The sequence below is a fragment of the Pseudomonas sp. LB3P81 genome (assembly GCF_054897965.1).
The window spans coordinates 2,507,637-2,528,678 of sequence record NZ_JBUBVG010000001.1 but is presented as its reverse complement, the minus strand read 5'-3'; the positions used below and the strand labels follow the sequence as shown (position 1 = coordinate 2,528,678).

The following is a 21,042-nucleotide window of genomic DNA, read 5'->3' as shown; positions in this document are numbered from 1 at the left end:
CTGAGGAGAGAAGTGCATGACGCAAGTCACGGTGAAACAACTGGCCGATGAGGTCAAAACACCGGTAGAGCGCCTGTTGCAGCAGATGCGTGAGGCAGGTCTGCCGCACACCGCCGCCGAAGAACATGTGACTGACAGTGAGAAGCAATCTTTGCTGACTCACTTGAAAAGCAGCCACAAGGCGAAAGTGGAAGAACCACGCAAGATCACACTGCAGCGTAAAACCACCAGCACCCTGCGTGTTGCTGGCAGCAAAAGCATCAGTGTTGAAGTCCGTAAAAAGAAAGTTTTCGTACAGCGCAGCCCGGAAGAAATCGAAGCCGAGCGCAAACGCGAACTGGAAGAACGTCGCGCAGTAGAAAATGCTGCCCGTCAGAAGGCTGAAGAAGAAGCCAAGCGTCGCGCCGAAGAAGAAGCGCGTCGCCAGCCTGCTGCTGCGCAAACCGCTTCCAACGACGCCGTTGCAGCGCCGGTTGCAGTTGCCGAGCCAGTGCGTGAAAGCGCACCGGTTGTTGCCGCTGCACCTGCTCCGTCTGCTGACGTTCGCAACAAGCAGAACGAACAGCGCCGTCCGGACAAACCACGTGCCGACGATAGCAATCGTCGTGGCAGTGGCGATGGCGAGCGCAAAAACGCTCCGCATCGTGCTTCGGTCAAAGAGAAAGCGCCTGCTCCACGTGTCGCGCCACGTACTACCGACGAAGAAAGCGATGGCTTCCGTCGTGGTGGTCGCGGCAAGGCCAAGCTGAAGAAACGCAACGCTCACGGTTTCCAGAGCCCAACCGGCCCTGTAGTGCGCGAAGTGAAGATCGGCGAGACCATCACTGTTGGCGATCTCGCCCAGCAGATGTCGGTCAAGGCTGCTGAAATCATCAAGTTCATGTTCAAACTGGGTACTCCAGCGACCATCAACCAGGTACTGGATCAGGAAACTGCTCAGCTGGTTGCTGAAGAGCTGGGCCACAAAGTGACCCTGGTCAGCGACACCGCCCTGGAAGATTCCCTGGCCGAGTCCCTGAAGTTTGAAGGTGAAGCGTTCTCCCGTGCTCCAGTCGTGACCGTAATGGGCCACGTTGACCACGGTAAGACCTCGCTGCTCGACTACATCCGTCGTGCCAAGGTAGCTGCAGGCGAAGCCGGCGGCATCACCCAGCACATCGGCGCGTACCACGTTGAAACAGAACGCGGCATGGTCACCTTCCTCGACACCCCGGGTCACGCCGCGTTTACCGCAATGCGTGCTCGTGGTGCCAAGGCGACCGACATCGTGATCCTGGTGGTTGCAGCGGACGACGGCGTAATGCCGCAGACTGTTGAAGCCGTTCAGCACGCCAAGGCTGCCGGTGTTCCGCTGGTTGTAGCTGTGAACAAAATCGACAAGCCGGGCGCCGATCTCGACCGCATCCGTAGCGAACTGTCGGTTCACGGCGTGACCTCGGAAGAGTGGGGCGGCGACACCCCGTTCGTATCGGTTTCGGCGAAAGTCGGTACTGGCGTGGACGAGTTGCTCGAAGCTGTTCTGCTGCAAGCCGAAGTTCTGGAACTGAAAGCAACTCCGTCGGCTCCAGGCCGTGGCGTTGTGGTTGAATCGCGTCTCGACAAAGGTCGTGGCCCGGTTGCAACCGTTCTGGTTCAAGACGGTACCCTGCGCCAAGGCGACATGGTGCTGGTCGGTTCGAACTATGGCCGTGTACGTGCCATGCTCGACGAGAACGGCAAGCCAATTAAAGAGGCCGGTCCTTCCATCCCTGTCGAGATTCTCGGCCTGGACGGTACTCCGGACGCTGGCGACGAGATGAGCGTGGTTGCCGACGAGAAGAAAGCCCGTGAAGTGGCTCTGTTCCGTCAAGGCAAGTTCCGCGAAGTCAAACTGGCCCGTGCTCACGCCGGCAAGCTTGAAAACATCTTCGAGAACATGGGTCAGGAAGAGAAGAAGACGCTCAACATCGTCCTCAAGTCCGACGTCCGTGGTTCGCTGGAAGCGTTGAACGGTGCCTTGAACGGCCTGGGTAACGACGAAGTGCAAGTGCGTGTTGTCGGTGGCGGTGTCGGTGGTATCACCGAGTCCGACGCCAACCTGGCACTGGCCTCCAACGCTGTACTGTTCGGCTTCAACGTGCGTGCCGATGCTGGCGCTCGCAAGATCGTCGAGCAGGAAGGTCTGGATATGCGTTACTACAACGTGATCTACGACATCATCGAAGACGTCAAGAAAGCCCTAACCGGTATGCTGGGCAGCGATGTTCGCGAGAACATCCTGGGTACCGCTGAAGTCCGTGACGTGTTCCGTTCGCCGAAGTTTGGCGCGATCGCCGGCTGCATGGTTATCGAAGGTGTTGTTCACCGTAACCGTCCAATCCGTGTACTGCGTGAAGACATCGTTATCTTCGAAGGCGAGCTGGAATCCCTGCGCCGCTTCAAGGATGACGCTTCCGAAGTACGTGCCGGCATGGAATGCGGTATCGGCGTGAAGAGCTACAACGACGTCAAAGTCGGTGACAAGATCGAAGTCTTCGAGAAGGTTCAGGTTGCTCGCAGCCTCTAACTCGCGCACTTCAAGGGCCACGATGGGCCGCCGCATGCAGATGCGCGGCACAGCGTCAGGACTCTAAACGCAACGCCCGGTCTGGCTTTTGTCAGGCCGGGCGTTTGCCGCTTTCAGACCCCACGGGTTTCACCGTGAGGCAGTAACAGGTAACAAGACATGGCAAAAGAATACAGCCGTACCCAACGTATCGGCGATCAGATGCAGCGCGAGCTGGCACAGCTGATCCGTCGTGAAGTCAAAGATCCGCGCGTCGGCCTGGTCACCATTACCGCTGTTGAAGTCAGCCGTGACGTCGGTCACGCCAAGATCTTCATCACCGTGATGGGCCAGGACAACGCCGAGGACATCGCGCAAAGCATCAAGGTGCTCAACTCCGCCGCCGGTTTCCTGCGGATGCAGTTGGCTCGCGAAATGAAGTTGCGCAGCGTTCCGCAGCTGCACTTCCACTACGACGAAAGCGTCGTGCGTGGCGCGCACCTGTCGGCACTGATCGAGCGTGCAGTGGCTGAAGACAATCAGCACCCGGTTGCGGCAGAAGCCGAAGACGCCAAGGAGTAATCGGTGGCTCAGGTCAAACGTATCCGTCGTAACGTCAGCGGCATCATCCTGCTCGACAAACCGCTGGGGTTCACCTCCAACGCGGCGCTGCAGAAGGTTCGCTGGTTGCTGAATGCCGAGAAGGCCGGGCACACCGGCAGTCTCGATCCGCTGGCCACCGGCGTGTTGCCGTTGTGCTTCGGTGAGGCCACCAAGTTCTCGCAATACCTGCTCGATTCCGACAAGGCTTACGAGACACTGGCGCAACTGGGCAAAACCACCACCACGGCGGATGCTGAAGGTGAGGTTTTGCAGGAGCGCCCGGTGACCGTTGGTCGCTCCGATGTCGAAGCGGTACTGCCGAATTTTCGTGGGCAAATCAGTCAGATACCGCCGATGTACTCGGCGCTCAAGCGTGATGGCCAACCGCTGTACAAGCTGGCACGTGCAGGCGAAGTAGTGGAGCGCGAACCGCGTTCTGTTACTATTGCGCGCTTGGAATTGCTGGCCTTTGAAGGTGATACTGCGCGGCTTGCGGTGGATTGCAGCAAAGGCACCTATATCCGCACCCTGGTGGAGGATATTGGTGAGCAACTCGGTTGTGGCGCTTACGTTGCTGAATTGCGACGTACCCAGGCCGGGCCTTTCACCCTGGCGCAGACGGTCACGCTTGAAGAGCTGGAAGCGGTACATGCCGAAGGTGGCAACGAAGCGGTCGATCGCTTCCTGATGCCATCGGACAGCGGCCTGCTGGATTGGCCACTGTTGCAGTTCTCGGAGCACAGCTCGTTCTACTGGCTCAACGGCCAACCGGTACGAGCCCCGGATGCACCGAAGTTCGGCATGGTACGGGTACAGGATCACAACGGTCGCTTCATCGGTATCGGTGAAGTGAGCGAAGACGGGCGCATCGCGCCGCGTCGACTGATTCGGTCAGAATGACCGGACGAGGGTGGCTGTTAACAGGCACGGTCACTACTCATTTTTAGATACAGGGATTTGTCCCTGGCCTGTTGAAGCTGTTTTTCTGAAACAGTTTCCTGATAAAAGGATTGCCTCATGGCTCTCGACGTTCAAGAAAAAGCTCAAATCGTAGCTGACTACCAGCAAGCTGTTGGTGACACTGGTTCGCCAGAAGTGCAAGTTGCACTGCTGACCCACAACATCAACAAGCTGCAAGGTCACTTCAAGGCCAACGGTAAAGATCACCACTCCCGTCGTGGTCTGATCCGCATGGTAAACCAGCGCCGTAAGCTGCTGGACTACCTGAAAGGCAAGGATCTGGGTCGTTACCAGACTCTGATCGGTCGCCTGGGTCTGCGTCGCTAATAAGCGATTGCGCTAGAGGTTGGTTGTCTGTCGTACGTCAGTGGGTTTCCCGCTGGCGTATGGCAGGCTCCCAGCCTCAAGTTTTATCTGGATACACGTTTTACCCTGGACAGGCGTTGGGCCGATTCCCGACATTGCCCAAGAATTTCGCAAGAAGACAAGTTCCCCAAGAGCCACAAAAGAAGGTAGGACACCGTGAACCCGGTAATCAAAAAATTCCAGTTCGGTCAGTCGACCGTTACCCTCGAGACTGGCCGTATCGCCCGTCAGGCCTCCGGCGCAGTATTGGTCACCGTTGACGACGACGTCAGCGTATTGGTGACCGTAGTCGGTGCCAAGCAAGCCGATCCAGGCAAGGGCTTTTTCCCTCTGTCCGTTCACTACCAGGAAAAGACTTACGCTGCCGGTAAGATCCCTGGCGGTTTCTTCAAGCGCGAAGGCCGTCCTTCCGAGAAAGAAACCCTGACTTCCCGACTGATCGACCGTCCGATCCGTCCGCTGTTCCCTGAAGGCTTCATGAACGAAGTGCAGGTTGTCTGCACCGTCGTGTCCACCAGCAAGAAGACCGATCCGGACATCGCTGCGATGATCGGTACTTCGGCTGCCCTGGCCATCTCCGGCATTCCTTTCGATGGCCCGATCGGCGCTGCCCGCGTTGCGTTCCACGAAAGCACCGGCTACCTGCTGAACCCGACTTACGAACAACTGAAAGCATCGAGCCTGGACATGGTCGTTGCCGGTACTTCGGAAGCCGTTCTGATGGTTGAATCGGAAGCCAAAGAGCTGACCGAAGACCAGATGCTGGGCGCGGTACTGTTTGCTCACGACGAGTTCCAGGTTGTGATCAACGCCGTTAAAGAACTGGCTGCCGAAGCTGCCAAGCCGACCTGGACCTGGGCTCCACAGCCAGAAGCCACTGCTCTGCTGGGCGCTATCCGTGCCGAGTTCGGCGACGCGATCTCCCAGGCTTACACCATCACCATCAAGGCCGACCGTTACGCTCGCCTGGGTGAGCTGAAGGATCAGGTTGTTGCCAAGCTGTCCGGTGAAGAAGGCCAGCCTTCCTCTTCTGAAGTCAAAGCCGCTTTCGGCGAGATCGAATACCGCACCGTTCGCGAAAACATCGTTAACGGCAAGCCACGTATCGATGGCCGCGACACCAAGACCGTACGTCCGCTGAACATCGAAGTCGGTGTTCTGCCAAAGACCCACGGTTCGGCACTGTTCACCCGTGGCGAAACCCAGGCTCTGGTTGTTGCAACTCTGGGCACCGCCCGTGACGCACAGCTGCTGGACACCCTGGAAGGCGAGAAAAAAGACCCGTTCATGCTGCACTACAACTTCCCTCCGTTCTCGGTAGGTGAGTGTGGTCGCATGGGTGGCGCTGGTCGTCGCGAAATCGGTCACGGCCGTCTGGCCCGTCGTTCGGTTCAGGCCATGCTGCCTGCTGCCGACGTATTCCCGTACACCATCCGTGTTGTGTCGGAAATCACCGAATCCAACGGTTCGAGCTCCATGGCTTCGGTCTGCGGCGCTTCCCTGGCCCTGATGGACGCCGGCGTTCCGATGAAGGCACCGGTTGCCGGTATCGCCATGGGTCTGGTTAAAGAAGGCGAGAAGTTCGCCGTCCTGACCGACATCCTGGGTGACGAAGACCATCTCGGCGACATGGACTTCAAAGTAGCCGGTACCGCCAAAGGTGTTACCGCGCTGCAGATGGACATCAAGATCAAGGGCATCACCGAAGAGATCATGGAAATCGCTCTGGGCCAAGCCCTGGAAGCGCGCCTGAACATCCTCGGTCAGATGAACCAGATCATTGGCCAGTCGCGTACCGAATTGTCGGAAAACGCTCCGACCATGATCGCGATGAAAATCGACACCGACAAAATCCGTGATGTCATCGGTAAAGGCGGCGCGACCATTCGTGCGATCTGTGAAGAGACCAAGGCTTCGATCGACATCGAAGACGACGGCTCGATCAAGATCTTCGGCGAAACCAAGGAAGCGGCTGAAGCAGCACGTCAGCGCGTTCTGGGCATCACCGCAGAAGCTGAAATCGGTAAGATCTACGTCGGTAAGGTTGAGCGCATCGTCGACTTCGGCGCATTCGTCAACATCCTGCCGGGCAAGGACGGTCTGGTCCACATCTCGATGCTGAGCGATGCTCGCGTTGAGAAAGTGACCGACATCCTGAAAGAAGGCCAGGAAGTGGAAGTGCTGGTACTGGACGTGGACAACCGCGGCCGTATCAAGCTGTCCATCAAAGACGTAGCAGCAGCCAAGGCTTCGGGCGTTTAATTACCCCCACGCCTGACCGCTTCAACGTTATAAAAAATGCCCTGCAGTGAAAACTGCGGGGCATTTTTTTGTCTGCAAAGATTGGCGACGATTTGTGAATTTGCCCGTCCCCCATCCCGGTGCTAGGTTTAGCTCACCGCCCGTGTAGCTCAGCCGGTAGAGCAGCGCACTCGTAACGCGAAGGTCGCAGGTTCGATTCCTGTCTCGGGCACCATTCCCCCTCTGTTATTTCACCTTTCTGCTCAGATCTTCCACGGTGCGTTTGAGCTGATCGATTGCACGATCCTGATCGCTGACTTCACGCTTGAGATGAATTCCTTGTGAAGTGCCTAGATGGCACATCGCTATGATTTTTGCCTTTTGAGGGTTGGGTGCTGAGGGAATATTTTCAGAAAACCCTATCAACAGTTTTTTTGTAGATTTGATGTAAAGGTCCATATAAATCGTCTTCCAAACGTCCTATATTCGGACCTTGCACAAGCTCCATCCTGCAGTTTCAAATGATCCACGAATGGTTCTGAAGGCCAGACAAATCGGGCTTCACACGGTTTTTCTGCGTCAGAGAGATCCTTGATGATCCACATCCATCTTCCATTCCCCCGATCAGCGAGCACGACATGACCGTTAAAGAATTGACCCAGGAAGCCAGGCACGAAGAAGCGCTGAAGAAGTACGTGCTTGAGTCGCCCCAGTTAGCCGAAGAGATCAAGGACCTGCCAGCCGACGATCAGAAAGACCAGATCCAGTGGGCGTTCGAGGATGAGGCGGAAGCCCAGGGCTTGCAGCCATGGGAACTGACGCTCAAGTACACCTCGAGCCCGGAAGAATTCGAGGCCGCGCGCCTGGCGCTGCACAAGGAGGCGGCCGAGGTATTGGGCGTCGGGTGGGAAGAGTACTGCGAGATGAACAATCTGGTGGTCTGACAAAATCAACGGCGCCAGACGTGTGGGAGCGGCGGTGCGGCGTTCCGACTTGCTCGCGAAAGCGGCGTAACAGTCGACATCAATGTTGAATGTTAGTCCGTCTTCGCGAGCAAGTCGGAACGCCGCACCGCCGCTCCCACATGGGGCAATGCGTTTTTGAATCAGAGGCTTAAACGCATCGACAGATCGACAGCCTTCACGTCCTTGGTCATCGCGCCAATCGAAATGTAATCCACCCCGGTTTCTGCGATCGGCAAAAGCGTGCTTTCGTTGATACCGCCGCTGGCCTCCAGTTTTGCCTTGCCGCCATTCAGGCGCACGGCTTCGCGCATGTCATCCAGGCTCAACTCGTCGAGCATGATGATATCGGCACCGGCTGCCAGGGCTTCCTTCAGCTCTGCCAGGCTTTCCACTTCGATCTCCACCGGTTTGCCCGGGGCAATCTTGTGCGCGGCGTTGATCGCTTCAGGGATGCCACCGCAGGCGGCGATGTGGTTTTCCTTGATCAGGAAGGCGTCGTACAAGCCGATGCGGTGGTTGTGGCAGCCGCCGCAGGTCACGGCATACTTTTGCGCCAGACGCAGCCCCGGCAGGGTTTTACGGGTATCGAGCAGCTTCACCTGCGTTTCGCCAACGAAATCCGCCAGGTACTGCGCGCGAGTGGCCACACCGGACAGCAATTGCAGGAAGTTCAGTGCGCTGCGTTCACCTGTCAGCAGTGACCGCGCAGGGCCTTCGAGGTGGAACAGGGCCTGATTGGGCTTCACCCGTTCGCCATCGCGCACCTGCCAATGCACGGCCACTCGCGGGTCCAGTTGCCGGAACACCGTATCGACCCAGGCAGTGCCGGCGATGACGGCGGCGTCGCGCGTGATGATGGTGGCTTTGGCCAGGCGTTCGGCCGGGATCAACTGCGCGGTGATGTCGCCGCTGCCGATGTCTTCGCGCAACGCACGGCGCACGTTGGCTTCGATTTCGGCGGTCAGATCGGCGAGACGTAGATTCGGCATAACGGACTCCACAAACAAAGTGGCCCGATTATAGGGCCATGGCGCGGGGCAACCCAAGGCGTGAGCGACTTTCCGATCGCTCTGAAACCTGCATTTGGTCGATTCGTCCGAGCAATTAGCGTTAAGCGGCGGTCAATCTGAAACGTCTATTTCAATGAGATGCACAGAGTCCGCTGGCACACGGGACATCTTTTGCAAGATAATGCGCCTTGCGTTTGACGTCATAGCATTGACGCGGCTTTGGGTCCCCGATTATTGAATGACAGCGGATGGGCAGTGTCCACCGTTGAGCGCGGTTGTGAGGCCGGCGCACCGATCTACCGAAGCATTACCGTTTAAGGAGGCCAGGATGCACAACGACGGGAATGTAGTGCCTTTGCACAAGGCGGCTACCGATCACGCGACACCTTCGCCGCTCGCCCGTGTGCCTGTGATTCTGCTTCAGGTTCGCGACAAGGCCGCGCTACAGCTCAGGCATGGTTTGCAGGAACTGTTCGATAACGCCGACGACACGCTGTTCGAAATGGCTGACCGCGCCCGAAACGATGTCGAGCAGAACATCTTCTTCGAAGCCATGCGCGACTTGCGCCTCAAGCGCAAAAGTATCGAGCGGGTTTTCCTTGAACAATTCCTTGAGGCGTTTGTTGGGCTCACCCGCAACGACACTGCCCGGTCTGCCTTGCCCCGGACATCGGTCTTCGACGCTTCGGCTGTGCAGTCCGGCGATGATCTGGAGCGCAGCGTGGCGGTGGAGGCCATGGTCAATAAGGTGCTGAGCCGCGATGGTTTCGGTCTCGATCAACTGACCGCCCGACTCAGCATGTTGCTGGGCAAGAAGTTGGTGGCGCAGCACAACCCACTGGGCCCGACGATGCTGTGTGAATATTTCATGCAGGCCGGGCGTAATCTGGGGGGGGAGATCAAGGTCAAGCTGATCATCCTGAAGCTCTTCGAGCGCTATGTGCTCAGCGACACCGACCAGCTCTATACCGAAGCCAATCAACTGCTGATTGCCACCGGCATATTGCCCGACCTCAAGCCCGCGCCGACGCTGCGTGCGACTGATCGGACGGAGGCCAGTGACCATGCCGAGCCCGCCGAGGCCGGTAGCCACGCCGGTAGTACGCCGATCGACGACGGCGTGCAGGAAGTTTTCGCGGCGCTGCAGGCGCTGCTGTCCCACGTACGCGGCAGTGTCGCGCCGACACTGGAAGTCAGTGCCACGGCGCAGCCGATTTCCACCCGCGACCTGCTGCGCCTGCTCTCGCATTTGCAGCAATACGTGCCGACGCCAGCCGCCCAGGACGATTTCGACCTGCGCAACCAGCTTGAACAATTGCTGACCAGGATCAGCGTCAAAAGCGGCAAGTCGCGCGTGGTCGGCGTGGCCGATGAAGACGTAATCAACCTGATCGCCATGCTGTTCGAATGCATCCTCGATGACCGAAACCTGCCGGACTCTCTGAAGGCGCTGATCGGCCGCTTGCAGATTCCGATGCTCAAAGTGGCTGTGCTCGACAAGAGTTTTTTCAGTCGCAGCAGTCATCCGGCCCGCCGTCTGCTCAACGAAATCGCCGCTGCGGCCATGGGTTGGGGTGAATGCGATGACTATCAGCGCGACAGTCTGTACCTGCGTATCGAGCAAGTCGTTCAGCGTTTGTTAAACGATTTTGTCGATGATCCAGCCATTTTTTCCGAGCTGTTGGCGGGTTTTCTCGCGTTCACCAGCGATGAGCGTCGTCGCAGCGAGCTGCTGGAACAACGCACCCGCGACGCTGAAGAAGGCCGCGCCAAAACCGAAATGGCCCGTCAGCGCGTCGAACAGGCGCTGAATCAGGTGCTGTTGGGCAAGGTTCTGCCGCAGCGGGTGGTGGTGTTTGTCCAGGAGGCCTGGAGCCAGGTGCTGCTGCTGACCTGCCTCAAGCATGGCGATCAGGCGGCCGAATGGCATGCCGATGTGCAAACCATGGAACAACTGGTCTGGAGCGTGCAGCGTCATGACGAACCTGACGCGAGCCTGCGCCTGTTGGCGCTGGTGCCGGGGTTACTCAAGTCCTTGCGTGACGGGTTGAGCCGCGCGGCGTTCGATCCGTTCGCCACCGGAGAGTTTTTCAGTGAACTGGAAAGCCTGCACGTTCAACTGTTCGAACGCCCGGATCAGACACCTGCAACCACCCTCGAGGCCGACGCGCCGGTGATGGTGCAAGTGCAAGAGGAAATCGTTCTGCGCACCGCCGACGAAGGGGCGTTGGCGCCGACCTCGGTACGCTTGTCGACGGATGATGCGGGCCTGATTCAGGTCGATCAACTGCACGTGGGCTGCTGGGTCGAGTTTCAGGAGGATGAGGATCACAACCTGCGCTGCAAGCTGGCTGCGATCATCGAGGCCACGGGCAACTACATTTTCGTCGACCGCACCGGGATGAAAGTGCTGGAGCGCAGCCGTACCGGCCTGGCCCTGGATTTTCGCCGTGGCGCGGTGCGAACCCTGGACGACACCTTGCTGTTCGACCGGGCTCTGGAATCGGTGATCGGCCACCTGCAACGTCTCAATCGCGGCAAGTGATCGCGCGCCGAGGGGCTATCGCGGCATACTGGGCGCCCACACAGTCGACGTTGAAGGAACCTGTATGCAGTTGGACCCCGCGAGCGGTTGGTGCCAGGGCGTGAATGTATGCCCTTCACCCAACTTCAATGCGCGCCCCACGGGCGAAATTTCCCTGCTGGTGATCCACAACATCAGTCTGCCGCCGGCGCAGTTCGCCACCGGCAAGGTGCAGGAATTTTTCCAGAACCGGCTGGATGTCACAGAGCATCCCTACTTTGAAGGGATCGCTGACCTGCGGGTGTCCGCGCACTTTCTGATTGAGCGTGACGGCACTGTCACTCAGTTTGTCTCATGTCTTGAGCGCGCCTGGCATGCTGGCGTGTCGTGTTTCGACGGTCGGGAAACCTGTAACGATTTTTCCGTGGGCATCGAGCTCGAAGGCACGGATGATCTACCGTTCACCGACGCTCAATATGATGCGTTGACGGCCCTGACCTTGCAGCTGCAAAGCACCTTCACGGCCATTACCGCACAGCGCATCTGTGGCCATAGCGACATCGCACCGGGGCGCAAGACCGATCCGGGGCCGGCGTTCGACTGGGCACGTTATCGCACCGCCTTGGCACGCCGCCCCGGCTAAAGCCGCCCTGGCTAAAGAGGAACAAGAATGAGTTTTCTGGTGTTGCTGTTGGCGGTGTGGATCGAGAAATTTTCAGCCCTGCGCCATCGGATTCAACGTGACGGCGGCTGGATACGCGAGCTGCACAAGCTTGAAGTCAGCCCGCGCCTGGTCAATCGTCCGTGGTTGATATTGGTGATTCTGGTATTGCTGCCGGTGGCGCTGCTGGGTTTGCTGCTGCTGGTGCTGGAACCGGTCGCTTACGGGCTGTTGGCGTTGCCGGTGCATTTGCTGGTGGTTATTTACAGCCTGGGCCGCGGTGATCTGCTGGCCGGTCTCGGGCCGTTTCGCGATGCCTGGCGTCGGGAAGACTTGCAAGCCGCCGCTCATGTGGCAAAGCGCGACCTGGATATTTGCGCCGACAGCGGCGAGCAACTGCTGGAACGGGTTGAAGGGCATCTGCTCTGGGAGGCCTACCAGAGCTTTTTTGCGGTGATTTTCTGGTACTTCCTGTTGGGCCCGGTGGCGGCGCTGAGCTATCGACTGCTGGCACTTGCCGAAGAACATGGGCAGAACCTGGCTGTCGCCGAGCGCGCCGCACAATTGCGCCACGCGTTCGATTGGGTGCCGGTGCGTCTGCTGGCGGCCAGCTTCGCGCTGGTCGGCAACTTTGTCGCGGTCAGCCGGGTGATGCTGCACGAACTGCTGAACTGGAACATCAGCGCCGCCCGGTTGATCGAGAAAGTCGGGCTGGTGGCCGGTGAAATTCCTGCACCGGTGGTCGGACCGGACGGCATCAACAGTCTCGACCGGATCTGGGAATTGCTTCTGCGGGCGGCGGTGCTCTGGTACGCCGGTTTTGCGTTGTGGACGGTATTGCCATAATCCGACGTCTGAAGTGAACTCATTGTGGCGAGGGAGCTTGCTCCCGCTGGGTGCGAAGCGCCCCCCCAGCATCTGTTCAGACAGACCTGGTTGTTCAGGTTTGCGACTGCTTCGCAGCCGAACGGGAGCAAGCTCCCTCGCCACAAGGGATATCACTTGTCTGAAAGGACACCCTCTACCTGAAGAGCAGCTCCCCGCCATTTACCTTAAGTTACAAACCCCCCTGCCGATTTAAGCTATACAGAGATTGCACTGAATAGTGGCTATCTGCTGCCTGTCTGTGCCTGCCAATAAAAATAAGAATGCAAAGGGAGACTTCCAGTGAAGAGCTTGCTCTATCCCGCCGTTGCGCTAATGAATCGCCTGAGCTTCGGCATGAAGTTCAGCCTGATCAGCGTTCTGTTCCTGGTGCCGATGCTGGTGACCAACTTTTACCTCGTGCGCGATTCCTATCGTGAATTCCAGGGCACTCAGGTTGAACTGCAGAGCCTCGACTTGCTGGGCAGCAGCCTGGCCCTGCGACGCGATCTGGAAACCCTGAACAACCTGGTGCAGATCAACGTCACCCTTGGCCAGTCCGGCAAGGCAGGCAATGTCGAATCCAAGATCAGTGCCCTGGAACAAAGCGTGCTGGCCCGCCTGCAAGGGCTGGTGGCGATGACCACCGATCCGGAACAAATCACGGTTTTCGATGGCAAACGCGATGAAATGATCAGCGCGTTCAAGGCCCAGCAAACGGAAAACTCCCTGCAAAGCAAAAGTGCGCTGATCGGCAAGTTGCTCGGCAACGCACAGATTTTCAGCCAGATCATCGCCAGTCAGGCAGGCTTGAGCCGCGACAACCAGACCGACATGCGTCAGCTCACTGAACTCATTACCAATGTCACGCCGCCCGTCACCCAGATATTGGGCGATGGCCGCGCGATGGGCTCCTATTCGCTGGGACAAGGGTTCCTCAATTCGTCGTCGAGCACCCGTTTCGATGAGTTGCTGGCGCAGATCGAAAAGCTGCAGGCCGAGTACGGCCTGAAGTTGCAGGACGCGCTGGGCTCAAGCAAAGCGGCGCGTGAAACCCTGAGTGCCCAGGCCGAGAGCAGTAAGGCGTCGCTGAAAAAGGCCAGTGAACTGTTCGAAGAACAAGTGGTAATGGCCGACACCCTCGATGCGCCGTGGCAGGCCTTTTACGATCAGGTCACCGGCCTGATGGACCAGACTTACCAACTCAACGAAGCCACCCTGAAATTCCTCGATACCCAGTTGCAGCAACGATTGACTCAGAACCGTACGCACATGGTCCTGCAGGCCGTCGCGTTGTCGGTAGTGTTTGTGCTGATTTTTTACCTCTATGGCGGCTTCTACGCCTCGACCCGCACCACCCTCAAGCGTCTTGGCGCGATGATGGACAAGGTGGCGGCCGGCGACATGACCGTGACCTTCAATGCCAACAGCCGCGATGAACTGGGCGAGTTGGGCGAGGTGTTCAACGGCACCGTGAAGAAAATCCATGACCTGATCGAGCGTGTCGGCCATACCGTCAGTGAAGTCGAGCGTCAGGCCGGTCAGGTCGAGAGTGTGTCAGCCCAAAGTAACCAGGCCGTCGCGGGGCAGCGCACGCAGATCGAGCAGGTCGCCACGGCCATGAATCAGATGTCGGCCACGTCACTGGAAGTGGCCCGCAGTGCTGCGGCCGCGGTCAGCAGCGCCCATAGCGTCAACGACGAGACCATCAGCGGGCGCGGTCTGGTGGAATCGCAACAGGGCAGCATTGCCGCACTGGCCAACGAGATCGATCAATCGGTGCTGGTGATCAATCAACTGGCCAGCGACAGCCAGTCCATCAGCCGCGTGTTGGAAGTGATCAAAAGCATCGCTGAGCAGACCAACCTGCTGGCGCTCAACGCGGCCATCGAGGCGGCGAGGGCGGGCGAGCAGGGTCGAGGATTCGCGGTGGTAGCGGACGAGGTCCGGACCCTGGCCAAACGCACACAGCAATCCACCGAGGAAATCGAACTGATGATCGCCAAACTGCACAGCGGTGTCGGTGCGGCGGTGAAGGCCATGGGCACTAGCCATCAGATGGCCAACGGCACGGTGGGGCAGTCGGAAAAGGTCCAGCAGGCGCTGGAAAATATCCTCGGCGCAGTCGGCATGATCGTCGATCAGAACCAACAGATCGCTGCCGCAGTGGAACAACAGACCGCCGTGGCGCACGACATCGACCAGAATATCGTCGAGATCAACCGTGCCGGTGAACGCACCGCTGAGGGCGCGCACCAGACCGAAGACGCCAGTCGGGCGTTGTCGGCTCAGGTAGTGGAGCTCAAACAACTGATCAGTGCGTTTAGGGTTTGATGCTGAAAACCGTACCCTGTAGGAGCGAGCTTGCTCGCGATGGACGTCAACGATGGCGCGTGCTGTCTGGATGAACGCGTCGCCTGGACGTTTTTCGCGAGCAAGCTCGCTCCTACAGGAGTGCATCTCACCAGTTAAAAACTTCACACGCATTGGCGGTGCTGACGCTGGCCAACCGTTCCGGGCTGATCACCATGATGTCCGCCAGCGCCGAACAAATCGCCGGCAGATGCGCCGGGCTGTTGCGTTGACCGGGAAACATGGCGGGCGCCATGTCCGGTGAGTCGGTTTCCAGCACCACCGAATCCAGCGGCAATTCAGCCAACACGCGGTGCATGCGCAACGCCTGCGGCCAGGTCGCCGCGCCGCCGAGGCCCAGTTTGAAACCGAGCCTGATGTACTCGCAGGCCTCTTCCTTGCTGCCGGCGAAGGCGTGAATGATGCCCGCGCGTTTCAACTTGAAGCGCTTGAGCGTGGCAATCACTGCCGCATGGCTGCGCCGCACGTGAATCAACGCCGGCAGATTGAAGTCCGCTGCCAGTTGCAGTTGAGCGTCGAACAACGTCTGCTGGCGCTCGCGGTCGAGGGTTTCGATGAAGTAATCCAGGCCGATCTCGCCTACGGCACACAACTGTCGATGGCCCGCTAACCGGGTCAACCAGTCACCGAGAGCCTTCAGATCCTCAGGCCGATGCTCATCCAGATACACCGGGTGCAAACCGAACGCCGCATGCAGATCGGGATCGCTCAGCACCAGATCCCAGACCCGCTGCCAATTGGCCTGATAAACCCCCAGCACCACCATCCGCCGCACGCCGAGGGCGCGGCTCTCGGCGAGCTGCGCCTGACGATCCTCGTCGAAGTCCGGAAAATCCAGATGTGTGTGGCTGTCGATCAGCTCCACGGTTCAGTCCTGGCGAATACGCTGCTTGAAGGTCCGCGCGATGGCTTGCACGCCGGGCTGGTAGTCGGATTGCTCGATGGCGGCGAGGGCCAGTTGCAGGGCTTTGTCGGCGATCAGCTGGTGCTGCTGGGCCATGGCGTTGACCGGCAGCGGCAGGAAGTCCAGCAACTGCGTGTCGCCGAACGTGCCGAGGCGCAGCGGGCGGGTTTTCAACGGGAAGTCGTGCAAGGCGTCGAACACGCCCTGAAGCAGCACGTAGGACGTGGTCACCAGCGCATCCGGCAAATGCCCCAGACGCTGGAGCATTTCTTCCATCATCTGCTTGCCGCACTCGCGGCTGAACGATTCGCCATGCTCGATCAGAATCTCGCCTTTGAAACCGGCCAGTGCTTCCTTGAACCCGGCCGCCCGCTCCTGGCTGATGCTCAGTTCAGGGCGTGCGCCGATCAGGGCGATCTGCTTGGGCAGCGGATCGAGCAGGCTGCGCGTCAGTTGCAGGCTGGCTTCGCGATCATCGCTGATCACCGAGCAGAAATGCTCAGGCTCCATGACCCGGTCGATGGCGATGATCGGGATGCCCTTGGCTTGCAACTGACGGTAACTGTCGTCACCGGCGGGCAGGCAACTGGCGACGATCAACGCGTCGCAACGCCGGGCGCGGAACAGTTGCAGCAATTGCCGCTCGCTGTCCGGCGCATCGTCGGAGCTGGCGATCAGCAACTGATAACCACGGGCTCGTGCACCTTGCTCCAGCAGTTTGGCGATACGTGCGTAACTGGGGTTTTCCAGATCCGGCAGAATGAAGCCCAGGGTGCGGGTGTGCCGACTGCGCAGCCCGGCCGCCTGGGGATTGGGCGTAAAACCATGTTCTTCAACCACCGCGCGCACGCGCTCGACGGTCGCACTGCTGATGCGCTGCTGTTCGGCCTTGCCATTGATGACATAACTGGCGGTGGTCACGGACACACCGGCCAGTTGGGCGATATCACTGAGTTTCAACTCGGGTTTTCCTTGTTTGTCGGCCGACATTTTCGCCAATGCTACCCGATTCAGGCAGGCGACCCTTGTCTCAACGTATCCGACAAGTTGGACTTCAAGGATGGGACATTATCGAGTAACGTGCCAATCATTCTAGATTAAACGTTTCAGCAAGCGTATTTTCTACGTTACAGGTGCATTTGGCCGGTTCTGCCGTAAAACCGCCAAACGTGATGATTAAGCGCCTAAGCTGACTCATTCAAAACAATACCTGGCACCTCAAGGTGCCAAAAAGGAGAAAGCATGCTCGAGCTCACGATAGAGCAGATTTCCATGGGCCAGTCGGCTGTGGATAAGTCCGCAGCGCTGCATCTGCTGGCACAACATCTGGTCGCCGATGGCCTGGTGGCGGACGGTTATCTGACCGGTCTGCAAGCGCGCGAAGCCCAGGGCTCGACCTTTCTCGGTCAAGGTATTGCCATCCCCCACGGTACGCCGGAAACCCGCGATCAGGTGTTTTCCACCGGCGTGCGGCTGATGCAGTTTCCCGAAGGCGTGGATTGGGGTGACGGTCAGATTGTCTACCTGGCGATCGGTATTGCGGCCAAATCCGATGAACACTTGCGACTCCTGCAACTGCTGACCCGCGCCCTCGGCGAGACCGATCTGGGCCAGGCCCTGCGTCGCGCCAGTTCCGCCGAAGCCTTGTTGAAACTGCTGCAAGGCGCGCCGCAGGAACTGGCGCTGGATGCGCAGATGATCGGCCTGGGTGTGTCGGCCGATGACTTCGAAGAACTGGTCTGGCGCGGTGCGCGTTTGTTGCGTCAGGCAGATTGTGTGAGCAACGGTTTTTCCGCGGTGTTGCAACAGGTCGAAGCGCTGCCACTCGGCGATGGTTTGTGGTGGTTGCACAGCGAACAAACGGTCAAGCGCCCGGGCCTGGCCTTCGTCACCCCGGATAAACCGATGCGTTATCTCGGTCAGCCGCTCAGTGGCCTGTTCTGTCTGGCCAGCCTCGGCGAAGCGCATCAAGCCTTGCTTGAGCGCTTGTGCGCGTTGCTGATCGAAGGTCGTGGACATGAACTGGGCCGCGCCACCAGCAGCCGCAAAGTCCTCGAAGTGCTCGGCGGTGAATTGCCGGGGGACTGGCCGAGCGCGCGCATTGCGCTGGCCAACGCCCACGGTTTGCATGCGCGCCCGGCGAAGATCCTCGCGCAACTGGCGAAAAGTTTTGACGGTGAAATCCGCGTGCGCATCGTCGATGGCCAGGACAGTGCAGTGTCGGTGAAGAGTTTGAGCAAGTTGCTCAGCCTCGGCGCCCGTCGCGGTCAGGTGCTCGAATTCATCGCCGAACCGAGCATTGCTGCCGATGCCTTGCCAGCGTTGTTGGCGGCCATCGAAGAAGGACTCGGTGAAGAAGTCGAGCCATTGCCTGCCGTGAGCCAACAGCGCGAAGTAATTGCCGATGTGGCCGAAGTGTTGCTCGCGCCAGCGTCCGGCAGTCTGGTCCAGGCCATCGCCGCGGCACCGGGCATCGCCATCGGGCCGGCGCATATTCAGGTGCTGCAAACCATCGACTACCCATTGCGCGGTGAGTCCGCCGCCATTGAGCGCGAGCGTCTCAAGCAAGCGCTCGCGGACGTGCGTCGCGACATCGAAGGCCTGATCGAGCGCAGCAAATCCAAAGCCATTCGCGAAATTTTCATTACCCACCAGGAAATGCTCGACGACCCGGAATTGACCGATGAAGTCGAGACTCGCCTCAAACAGGGCGAAAGCGCTGAAGCGGCGTGGATGGCGGTGATCGACGCGGCGGCGAAACAACAGGAATCGCTGCAGGATGCCTTGCTCGCTGAGCGCGCGGCAGATTTGCGCGATATTGGCAGACGAGTGCTGGCGCAACTGAGCGGCGTCGAGACCCCGAGTGAACCCGATCAACCCTACATTCTGGTGATGGACGAAGTCGGTCCTTCCGACGTGGCGCGTCTCGATCCGACTCGCGTCGCCGGCATTCTCACCGCCCGTGGCGGCGCTACCGCGCACAGCGCCATCGTCGCCCGCGCGCTCGGTATTCCGGCATTGGTCGGCGCCGGTGCGGCGGTATTGCTGCTGGCGCCGGGTACGCCGTTGTTGCTCGATGGCCAGCGCGGTCGCCTGCATGTAGATGCCGATGCGGCGACCTTGCAGCGCGCCACCGAAGAGCGCGACACCCGCGAGCAACGCTTGAAAGCGGCCGCCCAACAACGTCATCAACCGGCGTTGACCACTGACGGTCATGCGGTGGAAGTGTTCGCCAATATTGGCGAAAGCGCTGGCGTCACCAGCGCAGTGGAGCAGGGCGCTGAAGGCATTGGCCTGCTGCGTACCGAACTGATTTTCATGGCCCACTCGCAGGCGCCGGACGAAGCGACTCAGGAAGTCGAATACCGCCGTGTGCTCGATGGCCTCGCCGGTCGGCCACTGGTGGTGCGCACCCTCGATGTCGGCGGCGACAAACCACTGCCGTATTGGCCGATCGCCAAGGAAGAAAACCCCTTCCTCGGCGTGCGCGGCATTCGCCTGACCTTGCAGCGTCCGCAGATCATGGAAGCGCAATTGCGCGCCTTGCTGCGTGCCGCCGACAACCGCCCACTGCGCATCATGTTCCCGATGGTCGGCAGCGTTGATGAGTGGCGTCAGGCGCGGGACATGACCGAACGCTTGCGTCTGGAAATTCCGGTGGCCGATCTGCAACTGGGGATCATGATCGAAGTACCGTCGGCCGCACTGCTGGCGCCGGTGCTGGCCAAAGAGGTCGACTTCTTCAGCGTCGGCACCAACGACCTCACGCAATACACCCTGGCCATCGACCGTGGTCACCCGACCTTGTCGGCCCAGGCCGACGGCTTGCACCCGGCGGTGCTGCAACTGATCGACATCACCGTGCGCGCGGCCCATGCCCATGGCAAGTGGGTCGGCGTGTGCGGCGAACTGGCGGCTGATCCGTTGGCGGTGCCGGTGCTGGTCGGCCTCGGTGTGGATGAGCTGAGCGTGTCGGGCCGCAGCATCGCCGAGGTCAAGGCACGCATCCGCGAACTCAGCCTGACCCAGACTCAAACCCTTGCCCAACAGGCGCTGGCCGTGGGCAGCGCGAATGAAGTGCGCGCATTAGTGGAGGCCCTGTAATGGCCCGGATTCTCACCTTGACCCTCAACCCGGCGCTGGATTTGACGGTGCAGTTGCCGCGCCTTGAACCCGGTCAGGTCAATCGCAGCGACGACATGCACACCCACGCCGCCGGTAAAGGCGTGAACGTGGCGCAGGTGTTGGCCGACCTCGGGCATCAACTCACCGTCAGCGGTTTTCTCGGCGAAGACAATCTTCAAGCGTTCGAAACCCTGTTCGCCAAACGCGGTTTTGTCGACGCGTTTATCCGCGTCCCCGGCGAAACCCGCAGCAATATCAAACTGGCGGAACGCGACGGACGCATCACCGACATCAACGGCCCGGGGCCAATGGTCAGTGAGGCCGCGCAGCAGGCGTTACTGAATCGACTGGATCAAATTGCGCCGGGGCATGACGCGGTCGTTGTGGCCGGCAGCCTGCCGCCCGGCATCAGTCCCGAGTGGTTGCAGGCGTTGGTTCAGCGCTTGAAAAACCTCGGGTTGAACGTCGCGCTCGATACCAGTGGCGAAGCGTTGCGAGCGGCGCTCAAGGCCGGTCCGTGGCTGATCAAACCGAACACCGAAGAACTGGCCGACGTGCTCGGCTGCGAGGTGATTTCGGTCGCGGCTCAAGCCGAAGCAGCGAGCCGCCTGCACGCGCAAGGCATCGAGCACGTGGTGATTTCCCACGGCGCCGACGGGGTGAACTGGTTCAGTGTCGGCGCGGCGATGCACGCCACGCCACCCAAGGTAAGCGTCGCCAGCACAGTGGGCGCGGGAGATTCGTTGCTGGCCGGCATGCTTCACGGCCTGCTCAGCGCCGACACGCCGGAACAGACCCTGCGCACCGCCACGGCGATTGCCGCGATGGCGGTGACCCAGATCGGTTTCGGAATCGGCGATGCGGCGCAGTTGGCGCGACTCGAACAGGGTGTGCGCGTGCGTCCCCTGACAGAACAATAAGA

Annotated in this window: 16 protein-coding genes and 1 tRNA gene; 13 read left to right on the top strand and 4 right to left on the bottom strand. The window is 59.7% G+C overall.

Annotated features, from left to right (window positions below):
- The first annotated feature begins 16 nt into the window (after positions 1 to 16).
- The 6 genes from infB (at position 17) to ACYZTL_RS11710 (ending at position 6,929) form a co-directional block, all read left to right on the top strand.
- Positions 17 to 2,545 (top strand): translation initiation factor IF-2, encoded by a 2,529-nt coding sequence (infB, locus tag ACYZTL_RS11735; protein ID WP_461951926.1) that lies wholly within the window; start codon positions 17 to 19, stop codon positions 2,543 to 2,545.
- Positions 2,546 to 2,704: 159 nt separating this feature from the next.
- The gene (gene rbfA / locus ACYZTL_RS11730; protein WP_461951925.1) at positions 2,705 to 3,106 is read left to right on the top strand and encodes a 30S ribosome-binding factor RbfA; all 402 of its coding nucleotides are present in this window, start codon (positions 2,705 to 2,707) and stop codon (positions 3,104 to 3,106) included.
- 3 nt (positions 3,107 to 3,109) lie between these two features.
- Positions 3,110 to 4,027, top strand: coding sequence for a tRNA pseudouridine(55) synthase TruB (gene truB, locus ACYZTL_RS11725; RefSeq protein ID WP_461951924.1), 918 nt, complete (start codon positions 3,110 to 3,112; stop codon positions 4,025 to 4,027).
- Between the two features lie 117 nt (positions 4,028 to 4,144).
- Positions 4,145 to 4,414, top strand: coding sequence for a 30S ribosomal protein S15 (gene rpsO, locus ACYZTL_RS11720; protein ID WP_003177875.1), 270 nt, complete (start codon positions 4,145 to 4,147; stop codon positions 4,412 to 4,414).
- Between the two features lie 195 nt (positions 4,415 to 4,609).
- The gene (gene pnp / locus ACYZTL_RS11715) at positions 4,610 to 6,715 is read left to right on the top strand and encodes a polyribonucleotide nucleotidyltransferase (protein WP_008024453.1); all 2,106 of its coding nucleotides are present in this window, start codon (positions 4,610 to 4,612) and stop codon (positions 6,713 to 6,715) included.
- Positions 6,716 to 6,853: 138 nt separating this feature from the next.
- Positions 6,854 to 6,929: transfer RNA gene (locus tag ACYZTL_RS11710), tRNA-Thr, on the top strand.
- A gap of 11 nt (positions 6,930 to 6,940) precedes the next feature.
- Here ACYZTL_RS11710 and ACYZTL_RS11705 read toward each other — a convergent pair.
- Entirely contained in the window at positions 6,941 to 7,153 is a 213-nt protein-coding gene (locus ACYZTL_RS11705) for a hypothetical protein (RefSeq protein ID WP_461954391.1), read from the bottom strand.
- Between the two features lie 179 nt (positions 7,154 to 7,332).
- Here ACYZTL_RS11705 and ACYZTL_RS11700 point away from each other — a divergent pair, with 179 nt between their 5' ends.
- Positions 7,333 to 7,638 carry a DUF6388 family protein gene (locus ACYZTL_RS11700; protein ID WP_461951923.1) on the top strand — a complete coding sequence of 102 codons (306 nt, stop codon included), beginning with the start codon at positions 7,333 to 7,335 and terminating at the stop codon, positions 7,636 to 7,638.
- Between the two features lie 161 nt (positions 7,639 to 7,799).
- Here ACYZTL_RS11700 and nadC read toward each other — a convergent pair whose 3' ends face one another.
- Positions 7,800 to 8,648: a carboxylating nicotinate-nucleotide diphosphorylase gene (nadC, locus tag ACYZTL_RS11695; protein ID WP_461951922.1), complete on the bottom strand. Its 849-nt coding sequence runs from the start codon at positions 8,646 to 8,648 to the stop codon at positions 7,800 to 7,802.
- Positions 8,649 to 8,997: 349 nt separating this feature from the next.
- On the opposite strand from nadC, the gene ACYZTL_RS11690 reads away from it, so the two are divergent.
- The 4 genes from ACYZTL_RS11690 (at position 8,998) to ACYZTL_RS11675 (ending at position 15,052) form a co-directional block, all read left to right on the top strand.
- Positions 8,998 to 11,214 (top strand): DUF1631 domain-containing protein, encoded by a 2,217-nt coding sequence (locus tag ACYZTL_RS11690; RefSeq protein WP_461951921.1) that lies wholly within the window; start codon positions 8,998 to 9,000, stop codon positions 11,212 to 11,214.
- Between the two features lie 64 nt (positions 11,215 to 11,278).
- On the top strand, positions 11,279 to 11,836 hold the full coding sequence (gene ampD / locus ACYZTL_RS11685; RefSeq protein ID WP_461951920.1) for a 1,6-anhydro-N-acetylmuramyl-L-alanine amidase AmpD: 558 nt from the start codon (positions 11,279 to 11,281) through the stop codon (positions 11,834 to 11,836).
- A 27-nt stretch (positions 11,837 to 11,863) separates the two neighbouring features.
- On the top strand, positions 11,864 to 12,700 hold the full coding sequence (ampE, locus tag ACYZTL_RS11680) for a regulatory signaling modulator protein AmpE (protein WP_461951919.1): 837 nt from the start codon (positions 11,864 to 11,866) through the stop codon (positions 12,698 to 12,700).
- A 321-nt stretch (positions 12,701 to 13,021) separates the two neighbouring features.
- A complete protein-coding gene (locus ACYZTL_RS11675) occupies positions 13,022 to 15,052 on the top strand; it encodes a methyl-accepting chemotaxis protein (RefSeq protein WP_461951918.1) in 2,031 nt (676 codons plus the stop codon).
- A 127-nt stretch (positions 15,053 to 15,179) separates the two neighbouring features.
- On the opposite strand, the gene ACYZTL_RS11670 is transcribed toward ACYZTL_RS11675, so the two are convergent.
- Both ACYZTL_RS11670 and cra read right to left on the bottom strand, forming a co-directional pair.
- Complete coding sequence (locus tag ACYZTL_RS11670; RefSeq protein ID WP_461951917.1) at positions 15,180 to 15,956, bottom strand: TatD family hydrolase; 777 nt, start codon at positions 15,954 to 15,956, stop codon at positions 15,180 to 15,182.
- A gap of 3 nt (positions 15,957 to 15,959) precedes the next feature.
- Positions 15,960 to 16,955, bottom strand: a complete 996-nt coding sequence (gene cra, locus ACYZTL_RS11665) for a catabolite repressor/activator (protein WP_461951916.1) — start codon at positions 16,953 to 16,955, stop codon at positions 15,960 to 15,962.
- 282 nt (positions 16,956 to 17,237) lie between these two features.
- Here cra and ptsP point away from each other — a divergent pair, with 282 nt between their 5' ends.
- Positions 17,238 to 20,099: a phosphoenolpyruvate--protein phosphotransferase gene (gene ptsP, locus ACYZTL_RS11660; protein ID WP_461951915.1), complete on the top strand. Its 2,862-nt coding sequence runs from the start codon at positions 17,238 to 17,240 to the stop codon at positions 20,097 to 20,099.
- Entirely contained in the window at positions 20,099 to 21,040 is a 942-nt protein-coding gene (gene pfkB, locus ACYZTL_RS11655) for a 1-phosphofructokinase (protein WP_461951914.1), read from the top strand. The genes ptsP and pfkB overlap by 1 nt, the downstream gene beginning before the upstream one ends.
- The last annotated feature ends 2 nt before the right edge of the window (positions 21,041 to 21,042 follow it).

What these genes read in the sequence shown, in the direction of transcription:
- infB (WP_461951926.1), top strand. Translation starts at nt 17, where the DNA reads ATGACGCAAGTCACGGTGAAACAACTGGCCGATGAGGTCAAAACACCG.
- rbfA (WP_461951925.1), top strand. Translation starts at nt 2,705, where the DNA reads ATGGCAAAAGAATACAGCCGTACCCAACGTATCGGCGATCAGATGCAG.
- rpsO (WP_003177875.1), top strand. Translation starts at nt 4,145, where the DNA reads ATGGCTCTCGACGTTCAAGAAAAAGCTCAAATCGTAGCTGACTACCAG.
- ACYZTL_RS11705 (WP_461954391.1), bottom strand. Translation starts at nt 7,153, where the DNA reads ATGGACCTTTACATCAAATCTACAAAAAAACTGTTGATAGGGTTTTCT.
- ACYZTL_RS11700 (WP_461951923.1), top strand. Translation starts at nt 7,333, where the DNA reads ATGACCGTTAAAGAATTGACCCAGGAAGCCAGGCACGAAGAAGCGCTG.
- nadC (WP_461951922.1), bottom strand. Translation starts at nt 8,648, where the DNA reads ATGCCGAATCTACGTCTCGCCGATCTGACCGCCGAAATCGAAGCCAAC.
- ACYZTL_RS11690 (WP_461951921.1), top strand. Translation starts at nt 8,998, where the DNA reads ATGCACAACGACGGGAATGTAGTGCCTTTGCACAAGGCGGCTACCGAT.
- ampD (WP_461951920.1), top strand. Translation starts at nt 11,279, where the DNA reads ATGCAGTTGGACCCCGCGAGCGGTTGGTGCCAGGGCGTGAATGTATGC.
- ampE (WP_461951919.1), top strand. Translation starts at nt 11,864, where the DNA reads ATGAGTTTTCTGGTGTTGCTGTTGGCGGTGTGGATCGAGAAATTTTCA.
- ptsP (WP_461951915.1), top strand. Translation starts at nt 17,238, where the DNA reads ATGCTCGAGCTCACGATAGAGCAGATTTCCATGGGCCAGTCGGCTGTG.
- pfkB (WP_461951914.1), top strand. Translation starts at nt 20,099, where the DNA reads ATGGCCCGGATTCTCACCTTGACCCTCAACCCGGCGCTGGATTTGACG.